Raw genomic sequence first — 16,063 nt, forward strand, 5'->3', positions numbered from 1 at the left:
CGTGTTGGTTGGGGGGCGATGATTTCCAGCGTTTTGATGACACCACATCGCGTAGCTTGAGGGGTATAGGGCGCGTCGCGACGCGCCCCTACGACAACACCGCCTCAGCCACAACCAACCCATCGCCATCGGCATAGACGTAACTGCCGGGGCGAATCGTTACGCCCAGAAAGGTGACGGGCAGATCACGCTGGCCCTCACCGCGCTTGACACTGCGGCGCGGATGGGTGGCCAACGCCATGATGCCGATGGGGAGTTGAGCCAGTTCGGCACTATCGCGCACACAGCCATAGACGATGATGCCAGCCCAAGCGTTACGCACCGCCAGGGCAGCGATCTGATCGCCAACCAGCGCACAGCGTAACGAACCACCGCCATCAACCACCAACACCCGCCCCGCCCCCGGCTCCTCTAGAGTCGTGCGCACGAGGCTGTTATCCTCAAAGAGCTTGAGAGTGGTAACAGAGCCACAAAACTGCATCACCCCACCAACATGGCACAGGCGCGGCTCGGCGACCTGAATCTCATCGTGGGCATCACAAAGATCGCTGGTTGTCCATTGCATACGCAGAACCTTCCTGAAGACAAGGCATGTTGAAAGAGACCTCATGCTACAATACCACCACGTTCTCGTAGGAGCGAAGCATCGCCCGTCATGGAGCAGGGGAACCCGAACGAGGTTGGCGGGCGATGCTTCGCCCCTACGGGATGATCGGGGAACAGTCACATCCTGGCCCAGGAGCGCATGCATGCCCATCGAGATCATAGACCTGAACGAGGAGTGGCAATCTTCAGCCTTGGCCTACCTGCGCCGTTCGCCCTACCGCAACGCGATTCCGCTCTCGAATATCACCCAACTGCGCACCCGGAGTAGCGTGGTTGTGGCGCATACCAATGGCTTCATTCTGGGGATCGCGTCGCACTACCACGACCTACCGCTGCTCAGTTTGACCTTTGTGGCGGAGCGCGGCGAGGCACTACCGAAACTCCTACACGGCCTGCATGCGCGGGTACCAGCGTTGGGCACCGAATCGGTCATTGCGGTCTTACCGGAGCAGCGCATGTTCCAGTTAGCCGAATGGGTCACGGTCGAGAGCGTCGAGGCCGAGTTGCAGATGGTGGTTGAGCCAGAGACACTACGCCCACGCGAGCACCCCAACGTGCGCCGCTTGCACGCCGAGGATCTGCCGGAGATGGGCGAATTGGCCACGGTGGGCGGGCTGATGGCCTGGAGTCCAGAGACGATCAGCCACGGCCCCGCATTTGGAGCCTTCGTGGATGATCGGCTGGTGGCGATGGCCGCAACCCGCTTCGCCACGCCCGATGTGGTCGAGATCGGCAACATTGTCACCCACCCCACCCACCGACGCCGGGGGTTCGCCAGCGGATGTACCTCGGCGCTCAGTCAGGCGTGTTTCCGGCTGGCACCACGGGTCTACCTAATGGTGATGGCCAACAACCAGGCCGCGTTCGACTCATACCGGGCGCTCGGTTTCTGGCCAGCGGAGCGATTTGGGTTTATGCGGTTTCGGCTACGTTAATCGCCATCGGCGGCCAGATAATCCACACGCGGCGGCGCGAAGGTATCGAGCACCAGACTCTCCTCCAACCCCCAGACCGCGTGGGGCACATTGCTGGGGAAGCGAGCGAGGCTACCCGGCCCAGCCTCAAAAGTGGTGTCGCCCACCTGTACCCGCAGACGCCCGCGCACCACATAGGTAGTCTGCTCCTGAGGATGTTGGTGCAGCGGTACGGCGCTACCAGCCGCAATACGAACCTCCATCTGATAGATGTGCTCACTAAACGCAAGACGGTGACGTTCAACACCCGGAAAGACCTCGATCCACTTCTCACTTGGGCCACGCATAAGAGTTCCTTTCTTGTTAATGGCTGAGGTATTGGCTTCGACAAGCTCAGCCAACGAGTCGCCCGGCGGCTGAGGTTGGCTGAGCTTGCCGAAGCCAATAGTTTAACTCAATTGTGACCACCTCCGTTATGATAGATCATGCCAGTAACGAGTGGTCGAGAGGCATGCGAGAAGTCCCTCGCGATAGGCCATGCCAAGGAGGTAGGGGTGAGCAACGTAGATATGGCTGAAGTACGAGCGTGGGCACGTGAGGGCGGGGAGATGGCCAAGCGCTACTTCAATAACGTAGCGCGTGAATTGAAGGCCGACCAAAGCTGGGTTACGCAGGCTGATGTTGAGGTTGAGCAGATGCTGCGCGAACGGATCACTCAACGCTATCCTGACCATGGGATCATGGGTGAGGAGCAGGGTGTTGGTGAGATTGATCGCGAATATGTCTGGTCGCTCGATCCGATTGACGGTACCGGAGCCTTCGTTTCGGGTCTACCGCTCTGGTGTGTTTCGATTGGCCTCATGCACCACGGTGCGCCCTATCTGGGAGTGGTCTATCTGCCCATTCTTGATGACTACTACTGGACTGATGGTCAAGGGACAGCTTACTGGAACGAGACCCCGATTAGTGTGATTGATACCGATACGATTGATGATAATGACTGGCTGGCGGTCTCGTCGTATGCGCATCGGATCTTCGACATTAGCTTCCCCGGCAAGACCCGTTCGCTGAGTAGTATTGCAGCCGATATTTGTTATGTGGCGCGCGGAAGTGCGCTAGGGGCGCTGATTGCGAAGGCCAAACTCTGGGATGTGGCGGCAGCGATGGCAATCTTGCATGCCGCAGGCGGCGTGGTGCATCTGCTGAGTGGGCCACGGGTCGAGACAGACATGCTGCTCGATGGTCGTCCAATGGAAGAACCCTGCATTGCTGCTGCGCCGGGTATGATCAAGCGGCTCACGTCATATGTGGCACGGCGGTAGATTTGTGCTACAATCGCGCCGGTGATGGCGCACGATGTCCCCACAGCATCGTTGAGCCGCTCCGCATAGGGCTGGAGCGGCTTTGCTGTACGTGTATTAGGAGGTCTAACCGTATCCGTTCACGATGGGGGTAAACGGATTGCCACTCCTACCCAAAACGACAGGTTGACGCAAAGGCGCGAAGACGCAAAGGTTTTGTTGCAGGCTTTGCGCCTTTGCGTCAAAATCTTGATGTTCGGGGCAGCGTGAACAGTTACGGTCTAACCTAGCCTGTACAAAGTATCAATGCGAAATATAGCTTTTAGGATACGTAATTTTCATGTATTCAATCAAATCTTTAGGCTTGTACTTGTTAAGAATCGGAACATGTGTTATATTCTTCGTTCGTTGTAGCCTTTATCACAAGATATGAAGGAGTACAGCACACATGCAAAGGCTGACATCAATAGATTTATTTGCGGGTGCTGGCGGGTTGTCCTGTGGTCTAGAAATGGCAGGTTTCACTCCGCTATTTGCCTCAGACATTCACCCTATTTATTGCGACACCTATCAGTACAATCATCCTAATACGTATGTATACCGTAAAGATATTCGTGATTTACCTGCTGAGGAAATTGCCCAAATTACGAATTTAGTAGAAGGTGAACTTGATTTACTTGTCGGCGGGCCTCCATGTCAAGGTTTCTCTATTAATGCTCCAATTCGTACAATGGAAGACCGGCGTAACCATCTTTTTTTGGAATTTACACGCATAGCCTCTTACTTAATGCCTAAATTTATTTTAATCGAGAACGTACCTGGTATCATTTCAATGGACAAAGGCGGGGTAGTTGCTGCTATTTTACATGAATTACGCCTAATAGGATATAAAGTGGAGTATCGAATTTTATATGCTGCACACTATGGGGTTCCACAAATACGATTTAGAACCATTTTTCTCGCAACTCGCGAAGATATTGACATTAAATTCCCTCTACCAACGCATAATGCGAAGAGCCGACCTAATTTTACCGGTGGTCGTGAACTTACGATACATGTACTTCCCTTATTTGGTATTGACTTGAAACCGCATACGACTGTTTGGGATGCTCTTTCGGATTTACCGCTTATTGAGCCTGGAAAATTCGATCAAGAGACAAAATATATAAGTGAACCACAAAATGAATTTCAAAACCTTATGCGTATGCACCATCAATCTTTGGTAATTTTTAATCATCATGTTGGGAAGCTATCCGAAATAAACCTGCAACGTCTTAAACATATACCTCAAGGCGGTAGTTGGCGTGATATACCCTATGAATTACTTCCGGCTGGCATGAAAAGGGCTCGACGAAGTGATCATACAAAACGATATGGACGGCTTGACCCAGATGGTTTATGTTCAACTGTGCTTACGAAATGCGATCCTCATTGGGGTTCTTTTTTTCATCCATTTCAAGATCGTGTTCTTTCCGTGAGAGAGGCAGCAAGAATTCAGTCATTTCCTGATCACTATGTATTTACTGGTAAACTCATTCATCAATATGAGCAAGTCGGCAATGCTGTTCCCCCTTTGATGGCGAAGGCTATTGGAAAAGTCATCGCGCAAAGCATTATTGCAACGAAAGAGGTATATTATGCCACGAGCAATAGGTAGAGATATCGAGGAAATTTTCGGTTATGCCCCCGATGATCTGTCTTCTATTGCTCGTACCTTCTGGAATCTAAAAGCATGTCCTTTTGTTGGTAAAGGATGCATTAAATACAACCACGATAAAACGGTTTGCTATGGAACATGTAGTGTCTCTAATCGGACAACGAAAGAATCAAAGGAAACCGTAATAATTTGTCCGAATAGGTTATATGCGGACAACTATGCGACCATTCGTTATGTAGCTGAGAATGCCTTTAGCAAAGAGTATACCTTCTATACATACCCTGAATATGTACAGAACCTTTTTTCAGCAGGAACAAGGAGTTGTATTGTTGCATTAGGACATGATTCTGGACGAGAGATTAAACTTGGCCGAGCAATGAGCATGGATTGGGTCGTTGCTAAAATTGAAAACGATAAACTCGTTGAATATGTTGGCGTAGAAGTGCAAAGTATTGATATCACCGGCAATTATCGAGATAATTGGTATGCGTATAGTCAGTTGCCTGATCATCCAGATACCTCAATACCTCCTTCCGCACATGGATTAAATTGGGCGAATGTTCATAAGCGGCTTATACCTCAGTTAATTCGGAAAGGTTTAGTGTATTCACGTTCTTCTCTTGTCAAGAAAGGACTCTATTTTGTGCTTCCAGATCGTGTTTATCAGGAGTTCGAGAAAATTATTGGCAAATTGCCTGTACAAGACACTGTAGATAGTAGCACGATGACGGTATTTACGTATGATCTTGGAATCGCAATACCACCAGGACAGCATCGACCGTTAGAATTAACTCGATCAATTCAGTTCTCGCTTAGCGATTTTTCCAGCCAGTTTATTGCCGGCACAGATCTACCCACAGGTACAATACTTGATAATAAAATTATGAGTATTTTAAACTTAAAGTAACAGTTTTAATATTATTCTATAGTAGAAAGTAGCAGGCAGCATGGCGAAGGTTGAAATCCACCAGTGGTACCGTCAGTATCGCAAACTCAAGGCCGAGGCCGAAGATGCGATCCTGCTCTTTCGCTTTGGTGACTTCTATGAGTTGTTTGATGATGATGCGAAGTTGATCGCGGAACTACTTGATGTCACCCTAACGCGCAAAGATTTTGCGGTGGATAAGAGTCGCCCCAAAGAGGAACAGAAACTCTTCACACCCATGGCCGGGATGCCCTACCATGCAGTTGAGCGTTATGTCAACGATCTCGTCGCCCGGGGCTACCGGGTGGCGATTGCCGAGCAACTCAGCGAAACCGAAGCTTCGCGTAGCGATACGCGCCCCAAGTCTATCTTTGCGGCTGGGCTTCAGCAAACTGCACCGGGTGAGATGGAACGCAAGATGGTACACCGCGCAATCGTGCGCGTGATCACCCCCGGTACGGTGGTTGATCCTTCAATGCTCAGTGCGACGAGCAACACCTATCTGGCAGCCGCGCTGGTGGAGGGTGATCAGATTGGGTTGGCCTATGCTGAGTTGAGTACCGGCGAGTTTGCGGCGATTGAGTTTTGTGGCGAACGCGCCGCTGCGCAGCTCCAGGGTGAACTCATGCGCCTTCAGGTGGCCGAGATCCTCGTCTCCGATGACCCGCAGTTCCGGTTGGCCGACCTTGCCCCCGCTGAGGCGCGGCTGACCCAGGATCTGGCCCCGCTCACCAAAGATGAGCGCGATCTGCTGCTGCCCCACGAGCGCGTCGCTCGCCGCCTCGATCAGCATAGTGAGGCGCGCTGGACCAAAGGCCAGGTGACGGCATGGCCCGCGTGGCGCTGGGATATGCAGACTGCCCAGGAGACGCTGACCCGGCAATTGCGCGTGCAATCATTGGCGGCATTCGGGCTTGATGAGCGTCCGCTGGCGACCCGTGCGGCTGGGGCGCTGCTTCAGTATGTCCACCAGACTCAGCGCCACCAGGCTAATCAGATCACCCGGCTGCGCGTCTATAGTACCGGCAGTTTCATGTTCCTCGACCCGCAGACGCGGCGTAATCTGGAGTTGTTAGAGAGTAGTTCAGCCACCAGCAAGACTGCGCTGATCCATACGCTCGACCGCACCCGCACGCCGATGGGGGCGCGCTTACTGCGCCGCTGGCTCAACCAACCACTCCTGGAACTCGAACCGTTGCTGGCGCGCCAGGAAGCGATTGCGGCCTGTGTGGAAGCGAGCATGCTGCGGGCCGAACTACGCCAGACGTTGAGCCAAGTGGGCGATATGGAACGCGCCGTCAACCGCGTGGCGCAGGGGGTGACGGTGGCAACCCCGCGTGACATGGTGCAATTGCGTACCGCACTGCGCGCCTTGCCTGCGGTGATCACGGCTACCGGGAGCCAGTTGGCCGCCTTGATACCAGAACGCAACGTCAGGCAACAAACCGCCGTCACTGTCCCGCAGATGGCCAGTGCAGAGGACGATCTCTTTGGCGCGGACGATCAGGAAGTGCTGGGGATGGAAACGACCGAGAGCGAGCTTGATCCCTGCAACGACATTGCCGCGCTGTTGGAGCGTGGCTTGGATGACGATCCTCCAGCGCTGCTGGGCGCATCCAACTATCTGCGCGGGGTGGACGAGGGTGCCGAGCGGCCCCGACGGGTGCTGCGACCGGGCTTCGAGCCGCGCATTGACGCACTGGTACGGGCGAGTCGCCATGCGCAGGAATTCATTGATCGCCTTGAAGGGCGCGAACGGGATCGCACCGGGATACGCACACTCAAAGTGGGCTATAACAGCGTCTTCGGCTACTACATTGAGGTTTCGCGCACCACCGATGAGAAACTCATCCCCAAGGACTACCAGCGCAAACAGACCCTGGTGGGAGCCGAGCGCTATATCACCGAGGAACTCAAAGAGTACGAGCAGGTGATTGATCGGGCCAAACTGCAACTGGTGGAGATGGAGCGCGAGGCATTTGCGCGCCTGTGTGAAGAGATCGGCCACCACACCGAGCGGTTACGCGAAGTGGCGCGCATCCTGGCCCAGTTGGATGTCGTGGCGGCGCTGGCCGAGGTGGCGGTGCGCGGGCGCTACACCCGGCCCAGTTTGAACACGAGCACCCGGCTCCAGATTCGCGGCGGGCGCCACCCGGTGGTCGAGCAGATGCTACCCGAAGCCTTTGTGCCCAACGACACACTCATTGATAGCGACGAGGCGCAGTTGCTGATCATCACCGGGCCGAACATGTCGGGCAAGAGCACCGTCATGCGCCAGGTGGCACTGATCGTACTGCTGGCCCAGATCGGCGCGTTTGTCCCGGCGGAGGCCGCCGAGGTGGGCTTGGTGGATCGCATCTTCACCCGGATCGGGGCGCAAGACGACATCGCCACGGGACAGAGCACCTTTATGGTCGAGATGACCGAGACTGCCGCGCTCTTGGTGCAGAGCAGCCGCCGCAGTCTGATCATCCTCGATGAAGTGGGGCGCGGAACCAGCACCTACGATGGCATGGCGATTGCCCGCGCCGTGGTGGAGTATATTCACAACGAGCCACAACTGCAATGTCGCACCCTGTTTGCCACCCACTACCACGAACTGACCGCCCTAGAGCAAGAGCTGGCACGAGTGCGCAACTTCCACATGGCCGCCGTCGAAGAGGGCAACCATGTGGTCTTCCTGCACCAACTACGCGCCGGAAGTGCAGATCGCTCCTACGGCATCCATGTTGCGCAACTGGCTGGCATCCCGCGCTCGGTGATTCAGCGTGCCAGCGAACTGTTAGCCGAACTTGAGGCAGGCCGAAGCCCCGGAGCGCCCACAACCCCGCCCGCGCCCCCCATCGAACTAGCCCCGCCACCGCGTGAAGGCCAACTCTCGCTCTTTGATCTCGCCCCCAACCCGGTGATCGAATACCTGCGACGGCTCCGCATCAACGACCTGACCCCGCTGGAGGCGTTGAATCGGCTGGCCGAGTTGCAGCGGCTGGCGGGGGAGACGGTGGCCTAAAGAAAATGTAACTGTTCACACTTCTCCTAGTCTCTAGGTTTTGACGCAAAGACGCCAAGGCGCAACGTCTATAACAAAACCTTCGCGTCTTCGCGCCTTCGCGTGAACAATAAGGCTTCCTTTACCCCAAGTGTGAACAGTTACAAGAAAATCCGTTCTTGACGCAGCGCCCAAATCCTGCTATACTTCCGCACAAATAAGCGTATAGCACAAAAGAGCGTCATATCAGAAGGACGGAGGAAGGCCATGGCCGTCACCAGCCGCGAACTACACACCCAGCGTCGGTTAACGCTCAGCGTTCCCCACGGGAACACCAACTCGGTCGCCTACATCATCACTGGGATCTTGGCCATCCTCGCCATCTACGTCCTCCTGAGTGGCCTCGTCAGTTGGGGGCAGGTCTTGGTTGACGATCTGCGCTATGGGCGGCCCCGCACCTTCCATCTATCGGCCAACATCGGGCGAAGCGAGGAGAGTAGCGCACCGACGCACCTCATCGCAATGAATCTGGATCGTCAAGTGGTGATCCTGGAGATCCCCGGCGGCGATGCCACTAAGACCCGTTCGTTACCTGGGCCATACCTATTTGGCTCCGGGGAAGATCTGACCCCCGTCATCCTACGGCTCGACGACATGAATGGCGACCGCACCCCCGACCTGATCGTGCGCGTCAAGGACGAGGAGATGGTCTATGCTAACCGCGATGGCAGCTTCAGCCTCATCACCGCCGAGGAGCGCCAACAGTTGCTGCGGGATGCACGCTAGGCGGCGCTCTCAGGTCAGAATAAAGAGCCGCGACATGCGCGTCGCCAAGATCGGATTGCCCCGGATGTGCAGCTTACGCAGCAGGAAGAGCGGCCAGATCTCGGTCTGCATCGTAACCACCCGACAGAGCAGATCGGCACTAGCGAAGGTGAGGGTGACATCGGCGGTGCGCACGGTACCCAGACGGCCTTCGCCGCCACTCGGATCAATCCGCACAAACCAACGCCCGCCGCCCTGACCATCAATCTGGAAGACGAGCGTGGCATGCAACGTACCACCGCGCTCTGGCCAGTAGGCGAGACCCACCATATGGAACGCACGGGTCAGTTGGCGTCGCATCATACCAGGGTCGTAGAAATTCCAGATCGGCTGCATGCGCGTCCCCACCGCAAGCTGGGAACCATGCACCATCCCGGCATGCACCAGCGAAGTGCCGACCAATTCCGCAATCGTCGGGCGACCACTAAAGTAGGGGTGCTCTACCGTCGTGGCCAGTTGGCTATAGCTGAGTGCCGAGGCCAGCCGTGCCGTATAGCGCAAGGAATCCAAGAATGATTCGCTCAACACGTTATAGCCCAGCATCATACGCTCATCTATCGCCTTGCGGTTGAGCGCACGCAGATCATGGCGGGTGGTAAAGCCAGCAATCTGGATGGGCTGATGCGCCAACGCCTGCTCGATACTCAGATTGAAGATTGTCGCAATCGCATCCAGATGCGCCAACGTCTCTAGCAGAGTCCAGCCCGCCGCACGCCGCTCCGTGCGCCGAATCCAGGCATCAGGCGGTATGCGCTCGATATAGCCCGCATAGATTTCGTGGAGTTTCAGTAGATCAGCCGCCAGCGAGTAAGAGCTAAAGGCACCGATACGATCATCAGGCAGCGGGGAGAGGTCTTCGGCATCAGGCTCATGCTCGGTTTCGATACTAGTTACTTCGTTCATCATAGGTCACCGTCCCCTTGAAGCAAGTCACTGATTTCAAGGTACCGTGTTTGACTCGATTGTCAAGTAGCGTGGTGCAGACCCTACGTATAGATCGAATCGCCCCACACAGGGGTTGATCGCCACCGCAGCACCATCACGCGCAACAAGGCTGCGGATCTGGTCGCAGCGGACGGGCCACAATGCGCCGGTAGGTGCCCACACCACCGCGAGCGTCTGATCGCCGCGTTGGAGGCGCAGATCATAGACCTCAGGGCCAGTGATCATCACGATCTCCCCGATCCGGATGCTTCCCGTACCAACATAGCGATCCTCACGATCCTCCAGCACAATCGCCTCCAGACTCACCGGGAAGTCCAGTTGCTGGTTGCCACTGCCCACCAAACGGTTGGTAGCCTCGACACTTCCCACGAGGGGGGTGGTGAGCAGTTGCCAGCCCGGCCCCGCCACAACCCCCACGAGGTATTGAAGGCGCTCGCCCTCAGCATCGCGCAACCACACCTTCAGGCGGTGGCCACTGGCATCTCCATCAACCCAGATCCCCAACCCATAGGGCTGACCCGGTAACACCAGCGGTTGTTGGCGTTCAAAGACCACGTAATCGTTCTGGCGCGTGGTGAAGCGATACTCAATCGCTGCAATCCCCGGCGAATCAGGGGCGAGACGCAGGCTGCCATTGGGTTGGCTGGTGCGTTGCCACGCATCAAGACGATCAATATACATAACCGGGATTTGATCGAAGTTCGTATGCCAACTGAGCAACTTAGTTCCGGCCAATTGGTAATTCAGCGTGCGCAGCGCCGTATAGGCCGGTTTCCGCTCGCGTAGATCGCCGCGCCCCCAACCGGCACGTAGCAACCCGTAGGGATTGTGCGGATCATCCTTGAAACTATACCAGAAAATACGCTCCACCCCGGCGCGCCAGAGGATCAACATCGAACGTACCAGATAATTGGCCTGCTCCTCGGCATCGGTCATCCCCAGCGCATCGCGATCACCGGGGCCACTCGCCCAACCCACCTCGGTCGCCCAGATTGGCTTCTGGCCATAGTGGGCAAGCACCGTGCGTACCCCATCAAGCGCACTGATCAGATTGCCCTCTTCGGGGCCGTAGGGATCAACATACGGATGCACAGCCAGAATATCAAAACTGCCCCAGCCACCATGCTCGGCCACCCCGCGCAAAAAGGCGGTATCGAAGGGATTGATCCCGCCTAACACCACCTGCGCATGAGGGTCAATTGATCGAATCGTCGCCGCAGTCTGAATGAGGAGGCGGGTATAGGCGGCAACATCCGGCTCGGGTTGCCAGAAGATGCCATAATCGGGTTCGTTCCAGATCTCCCAATGCTGAACAACCGGGTGGTAGCGTTCGACCACCGCCCGTACATACGCATCGAAGGCCGCCGGATCGGGAGGGTAGTACGAGACCGCATCGAAGCCATCGCCGGGTTCAGGGGTGGCCCAACCCACGCTTGGCCCCAACACGCCCAACACCTGAATGCCGCGCTCATGGAGCAGTTGTAGCGCCATATCGGTGAAGGTCCACTCCCATGCGCCAGGGCTAGGTTCAATCCGGTGCCACTGAAAATCCTCACGCACCCACGTCACCCCCAGGTCACTCAACATCTGCGCCGGAGCCGCCATCGAGGACGGATCGGGGTAGCGGCTGGCCACGTGGCTGTTCAAGCCAAAACTGGGAGGATCATCCGCAATGCGCAGCGGGGCCACAAAGCGCGGCGGCGGTTGCATCAGCAGGGGGGAACTCGCGCTCAGCAGCGGAACCAGGAGCAGCAGGAGGCAGATTTGGCGTATCATTCGTTAGTAGGGGCGAAGCATCGCCCGCTATGTGACAGCAGTACATCATCTGTGGGTTGAATGGCGATGCTTCGCCCCTACGGGATGATCATCATGGTTCAGAGACGATCATGGGCGAACCCGTTGGTGTGCGCATAAAGCGCCCGGCATACGCCACGCGCAACACGAGGCGTACCCGATAGACTCCGGGAGCCAGATCGGGGTAGGTCAGTGGCAGGCTGAGCCGATTCAGATCGCCGGAAGCCCAACCCGTCGGGAGGTGTTGCGCCTCCACGCGCAAGGCGGCGGGAAGTTCGACCGCTAGGTGTCCGGCGGGGAGTGGCTGAAGCGCGATCAGGGTCAGATCGAGCGCAACCACTTGGCCCGTCGGCAACGTATCGAGACTGATCGGCTGGCCCGTCGTCAGATCCTTCCAAACCGGATACAGCCGCAGCCCCGCATTGTCCGCAGCGAGCGCAGGCAGATCGGGGAGAATCGCGATCTCCTGGCTGATCTGCTCACGGATCTGGGGGCCACGCAGACTGTAGCGCAGGTTGAGCACCTGCGCTGCTTGGCGCGGCGCAACGCGCCAGACGAGCACTTGGCGAGTGCTTGGTTCAAGTGTGATGGTGTGCAGCGCCGGGGTGTCTCCCTCAAGTTCACCGCCCAAGACCAGCAGGCGCACGTCAACCTGCTGGCTGATCGGACTGGTGTTGTGCAGCCACAACGTCACCTCCGCCTGATCGCCAAGCCTGAGCGCAGGCGGGGCATGCAAAACCAGATCCAGCGGCTGCTGGGTGGTAACGGTTATTGCATCAGTAACAATCTGCCCGTTTGGCAGCGCCGCATAGAGCCGCACCCGCCACTCACCACGCTGATTGGGCAGAGGAATGCGGAGTTGGCGTTCCGCATCACCCGCGCCCCCCGCACTGAGCGGCACCAGATAGCCCATCCCACCCACCAGCACGCCATCCGCAGGAGTAGCCGCGTGCCACGCCGCAAACTGCGTCACCAGATCGGGCGTATCGGCTGGGCTCAACGTCACCAGCACCTCGCTCACCAGCGGATTGGTCATCGTCAGCGTGGCGGTCGCCCCAGGCGCATACGGGTCAGACGCAGCACTCAGCCCCAGATCGGGTACGTCTTGCACCGCATCCACCCAGATCGTACTCGCCCCAGCCAAGCGGGTCTCTCCAACGGCAAGTAGTGCCGCCAGATTGAGCATCGGGGCCATCTGCGGCGTGATCTCCAGATCGAGAATCTGACCGGCACGTAGCTCGCGCACCTGATGATCCCCAAGGCTGCCATTGGCACTAGTGAGCAGCAGAAAGCCAGAACGAACCGGAGCGGTGATCAGAATACGCGCCACATCACCGGGTTGGTAGTGGTCACGATCCGTCACCAGCGCAACCTGAGCAGGCGGATTCTCCCAGCCACTATAGCCGTCACGAGTCACCCAGAGCGGGGCGGTTGCCTGCACTTCGCCCAAACTGGCCACCACGCGGTAGTGGCCCGCCTGGAGTTGCACCAGTTGCAGATCGGCGCGCCCCTGAGCATCAGTGCGCAGCGAGCGCACTAGGAGCGGCGCAGGATTGTTGGAGGTAGTGCGATAGACCGCCACCTTGAGCGGCTGATCGGGCAACGGGCGGCCCGCCCCATCCAGGCTGAAGAGTTCAAGTTGCGGGCGTTCATGCACCGCCAACACCCGGCTGCGCAGGTTCAGGCGCACCTGGGGCGGCGCGGGCGGCAATGCGGCATCCAGATGCAGATCGAGCGCCTCGGTTGGTGCCAGCAGATCGAAGGGCACGTGCGCCACCACCTCACCCAAGGTAACACGGAGCTGCATGCGCCCCGGTTCCTGAGCCGGCGGGATCGCCAGGGTGCCACGCACAATACCTTGCTCAACCCGACATGCCGCCTGCACCAGAGGCTGATCGGCGGGTTGCTCAAGCTGCATATGGCACTCCAGATCCTGCGTGGGCAGGCTGAACGCCCCATCAGCACGCGGCACACGCACAAAACCATCCACCTCTAGGCTATCACCGGGCTGATAGCTAGGCTGATCGAGGAAGAGCAACAGACGGGGCGGCAGGTCTGGCGGCACCACCTCACGCTGCACGAGCGCCGGTTGATCGCCATCAGCCAACACCAGATAGGACGTGGCAAGATCGGCGTCACGCACAACTGGCACCCGCCACACCCCATCAGCATCAGTCTGACCCCGCGCAAGCAGCGCATCATCGGCATAGAGCAGGAGTGGCAGATCGGCCACCGGCTCCCCCGCTGTACGCTGGGTGGCCCAAACAAGCATCTGCGCACCATGTTCGCGCATACTGAGACTCAGATTGCTCACCTGCACCAGCAGATCAAGTTGCGGGCCTGCGGGGCTGCGCACGCGCAGGTAGTAGATCCCCTGGGGCAACGCGCTCGTATCCGCCAATTCGAGCCGCACTTGGCTCGGCACGAGTTGATCGGGCGAATCGCGCAGCGCCACCTGCCAACGCCGCAACAACGTCTGACCATAGCGTTCGGGCGCAAAATCGCGCCATTGGTCAGGTTCAAGATTGATCGCCCGCACCAGCGTCGGCAGATCCAGCGGGTAGAGGCTCAAATCAAGCTGCGCGAGGTTAATATGTTCTACTTCAAGCTGCACCTGCTCACCCAGCGGCAACACCAACAGATGCCCCTGCGCCGCCGGAATACGCAATAACGGTTCGGCGGGAGCCGTGTGTAGCTGTACCGTCCTGGTTATACCCAACGACTCCCCAAGGCGATCCCGCAGATCGGGCGTCAGCGTCAAGGTATAGGCCGTAGAGGGCAACAGACTGGCTTGCAGACGCACCTCAGTTTCGCGTACCTGCACCCTCAGGTCGTCCACCGGCGGATCGAGGCGCAACCCGGCCTGCACCCCCGCAGCCTCCATCGGTGTACGGAAGATCAGGCGCACCTCCTGGCCCTGCGCCAACGCCTGGCCCTGGCCGGGGAAGAAGGCGATCAAGCCCGGTTCAGGCGCAACACGCAAGCGCCAAGATAAGGGCGGCGGATCAGCCAGCGCCGGATCGGAAGGCTGGAGCGCGACCTGATAGTCTTGCCCATAGGCCCAATGCAGCGTGGGGGTAATCGTCACCACCTGGGTTGCCGCGATCTGAGTGCTACTCAGCGTATACTCAGTCGGTGGATCGAGGCGCAACGCCGCCCGCAGACAATCAAGATCGAGCGGAGCCGAGAGCGAGAGCAGCCAGGGCTGATGCGGGCCAACCCAGCGTTCAGCTTCAGCCGGACTCAGATCGAGGATCTCCGGCCACGCGGTAGACCAACGCCACATGAACGGCTGGCCCAGATCCACCCCGCGCAGATCGGCCAGATCGGCGGAGATCGTGGCGGTATAATGGGTCGCCGCATGCAGCGGGGTCTGCGGCTCAATGACCAGGGTAGACGGATCAACCCAACGAGCTGCGACATCCAGTGGCGGTTCGATCTGGAGATAGTGGAGATCGAAGGGCTGCTCAAGCTGCGCAGCAGCCACCATCGGCTGACTAAAGATAACCGCCATCGCGCTATCGAGCGGCACCGCCAGCCCTTGGGGTAAAGCCGTAACCACAGCCGGCAGCGCCGCCGTGCGGAAGTTGATCCGCAGCGGTTCAGCCAGCGGCTGCCACCAACGCCCCTGCGCCTCGGCACTCACCAGCAAGGTATAATCAGTAGCAGGAAGCAGCGCCGTCGTCGGCACAAACCTCAAGGTCTGGGCATCATCCGACCAGTGCAAGTGACCGGGGGTAGGCGGATCGAGCCGCAAGGCCGCCTCGGTCGTCGCCCGGTTCATAGGGCCATGAAACCGCAGCACCAGTTCGTGGCGCGGCAAGACACCCACCGCCCCATCAGCGGGGGTACTCTGCAACAGCGCAGGCGCGGGTACGCCAAGCGCACGCGGCGCAAGCCAGCGCAACAGCAGACCCACCCCCAGCGTCAGCAACACAACGGCGAGTAGCACCGTCCAGATACGAGCCAGCCGACGCAACACTTGCATGCGGCACTCCACCCCTGATCACATCGTCGTGGGAGCAGTATAGTACATCTGAGTCCTCTGCATGGCACAATCTCCGTAGATGCTGATACAATTTCACTATCCGTCTCAATAGTACATCT

11 protein-coding genes are annotated in these 16,063 nt (G+C 57.9%); 6 read left to right on the forward strand and 5 right to left on the reverse strand.

The features are described 5' to 3' along the window. Window positions 1-88: 88 nt before the first annotated feature. Window positions 89-565 carry a ribonuclease E activity regulator RraA gene (rraA, locus tag EKD03_RS04145; RefSeq protein WP_129627886.1) on the reverse strand — a complete coding sequence of 159 codons (477 nt, stop codon included), beginning with the start codon at window positions 563-565 and terminating at the stop codon, window positions 89-91. 184 nt (window positions 566-749) lie between these two features. On the opposite strand from rraA, the gene EKD03_RS04150 reads away from it, so the two are divergent. Next, the gene (locus tag EKD03_RS04150; RefSeq protein ID WP_161569178.1) at window positions 750-1,541 is read left to right on the forward strand and encodes a GNAT family N-acetyltransferase; all 792 of its coding nucleotides are present in this window, start codon (window positions 750-752) and stop codon (window positions 1,539-1,541) included. On the opposite strand, the gene EKD03_RS04155 is transcribed toward EKD03_RS04150, so the two are convergent. After that, window positions 1,538-1,867 (reverse strand): cupin domain-containing protein, encoded by a 330-nt coding sequence (locus tag EKD03_RS04155; protein ID WP_129627890.1) that lies wholly within the window; start codon window positions 1,865-1,867, stop codon window positions 1,538-1,540. The two genes, EKD03_RS04150 and EKD03_RS04155, sit on opposite strands and share 4 nt — an antisense overlap. Before the next feature lie 207 nt (window positions 1,868-2,074). Between EKD03_RS04155 and EKD03_RS04160 the strand changes: the two genes are divergently transcribed. The 5 genes from EKD03_RS04160 (at window position 2,075) to EKD03_RS04180 (ending at window position 9,178) form a co-directional block, all read left to right on the forward strand. Further along, complete coding sequence (locus EKD03_RS04160) at window positions 2,075-2,842, forward strand: inositol monophosphatase family protein (RefSeq protein ID WP_129627892.1); 768 nt, start codon at window positions 2,075-2,077, stop codon at window positions 2,840-2,842. 427 nt (window positions 2,843-3,269) lie between these two features. Further along, the gene (locus tag EKD03_RS04165; RefSeq protein ID WP_129627894.1) at window positions 3,270-4,478 is read left to right on the forward strand and encodes a DNA cytosine methyltransferase; all 1,209 of its coding nucleotides are present in this window, start codon (window positions 3,270-3,272) and stop codon (window positions 4,476-4,478) included. Further along, window positions 4,459-5,385 (forward strand): NotI family restriction endonuclease, encoded by a 927-nt coding sequence (locus EKD03_RS04170; RefSeq protein WP_129627896.1) that lies wholly within the window; start codon window positions 4,459-4,461, stop codon window positions 5,383-5,385. The genes EKD03_RS04165 and EKD03_RS04170 overlap by 20 nt, the downstream gene beginning before the upstream one ends. A gap of 40 nt (window positions 5,386-5,425) precedes the next feature. Then, a complete protein-coding gene (mutS, locus tag EKD03_RS04175) occupies window positions 5,426-8,413 on the forward strand; it encodes a DNA mismatch repair protein MutS (protein ID WP_129627898.1) in 2,988 nt (995 codons plus the stop codon). A gap of 246 nt (window positions 8,414-8,659) precedes the next feature. Beyond that, complete coding sequence (locus EKD03_RS04180) at window positions 8,660-9,178, forward strand: hypothetical protein (RefSeq protein WP_129627900.1); 519 nt, start codon at window positions 8,660-8,662, stop codon at window positions 9,176-9,178. Between the two features lie 9 nt (window positions 9,179-9,187). Here EKD03_RS04180 and EKD03_RS04185 read toward each other — a convergent pair whose 3' ends face one another. The 3 genes from EKD03_RS04185 to EKD03_RS04195 all read right to left on the reverse strand — a co-directional run bounded on the left by EKD03_RS04185 (window position 9,188) and on the right by EKD03_RS04195 (window position 15,944). Next, window positions 9,188-10,123 (reverse strand): SCP2 sterol-binding domain-containing protein, encoded by a 936-nt coding sequence (locus EKD03_RS04185; protein WP_129627902.1) that lies wholly within the window; start codon window positions 10,121-10,123, stop codon window positions 9,188-9,190. A gap of 33 nt (window positions 10,124-10,156) precedes the next feature. Further along, the gene (locus EKD03_RS04190; RefSeq protein ID WP_129627904.1) at window positions 10,157-11,938 is read right to left on the reverse strand and encodes a beta-galactosidase; all 1,782 of its coding nucleotides are present in this window, start codon (window positions 11,936-11,938) and stop codon (window positions 10,157-10,159) included. Between the two features lie 91 nt (window positions 11,939-12,029). Beyond that, window positions 12,030-15,944, reverse strand: a complete 3,915-nt coding sequence (locus EKD03_RS04195) for an Ig-like domain-containing alpha-2-macroglobulin family protein (RefSeq protein WP_129627906.1) — start codon at window positions 15,942-15,944, stop codon at window positions 12,030-12,032. Window positions 15,945-16,063: the final 119 nt, after the last annotated feature.

The organism is Candidatus Oscillochloris fontis (genome assembly GCF_004138135.1).
Classification (GTDB): Bacteria; Chloroflexota; Chloroflexia; order Chloroflexales; family Chloroflexaceae; genus Oscillochloris; species Oscillochloris fontis.

Bases quoted from the DNA above. Each gene is read 5' to 3' on its own strand.
- rraA (WP_129627886.1), bottom strand. From the start codon at position 565: ATGCAATGGACAACCAGCGATCTTTGTGATGCCCACGATGAGATTCAG.
- EKD03_RS04150 (WP_161569178.1), top strand. From the start codon at position 750: ATGCCCATCGAGATCATAGACCTGAACGAGGAGTGGCAATCTTCAGCC.
- EKD03_RS04155 (WP_129627890.1), bottom strand. From the start codon at position 1,867: ATGCGTGGCCCAAGTGAGAAGTGGATCGAGGTCTTTCCGGGTGTTGAA.
- EKD03_RS04165 (WP_129627894.1), top strand. From the start codon at position 3,270: ATGCAAAGGCTGACATCAATAGATTTATTTGCGGGTGCTGGCGGGTTG.
- EKD03_RS04170 (WP_129627896.1), top strand. From the start codon at position 4,459: ATGCCACGAGCAATAGGTAGAGATATCGAGGAAATTTTCGGTTATGCC.
- mutS (WP_129627898.1), top strand. From the start codon at position 5,426: ATGGCGAAGGTTGAAATCCACCAGTGGTACCGTCAGTATCGCAAACTC.
- EKD03_RS04180 (WP_129627900.1), top strand. From the start codon at position 8,660: ATGGCCGTCACCAGCCGCGAACTACACACCCAGCGTCGGTTAACGCTC.
- EKD03_RS04185 (WP_129627902.1), bottom strand. From the start codon at position 10,123: ATGATGAACGAAGTAACTAGTATCGAAACCGAGCATGAGCCTGATGCC.
- EKD03_RS04190 (WP_129627904.1), bottom strand. From the start codon at position 11,938: ATGATACGCCAAATCTGCCTCCTGCTGCTCCTGGTTCCGCTGCTGAGC.
- EKD03_RS04195 (WP_129627906.1), bottom strand. From the start codon at position 15,944: ATGCAAGTGTTGCGTCGGCTGGCTCGTATCTGGACGGTGCTACTCGCC.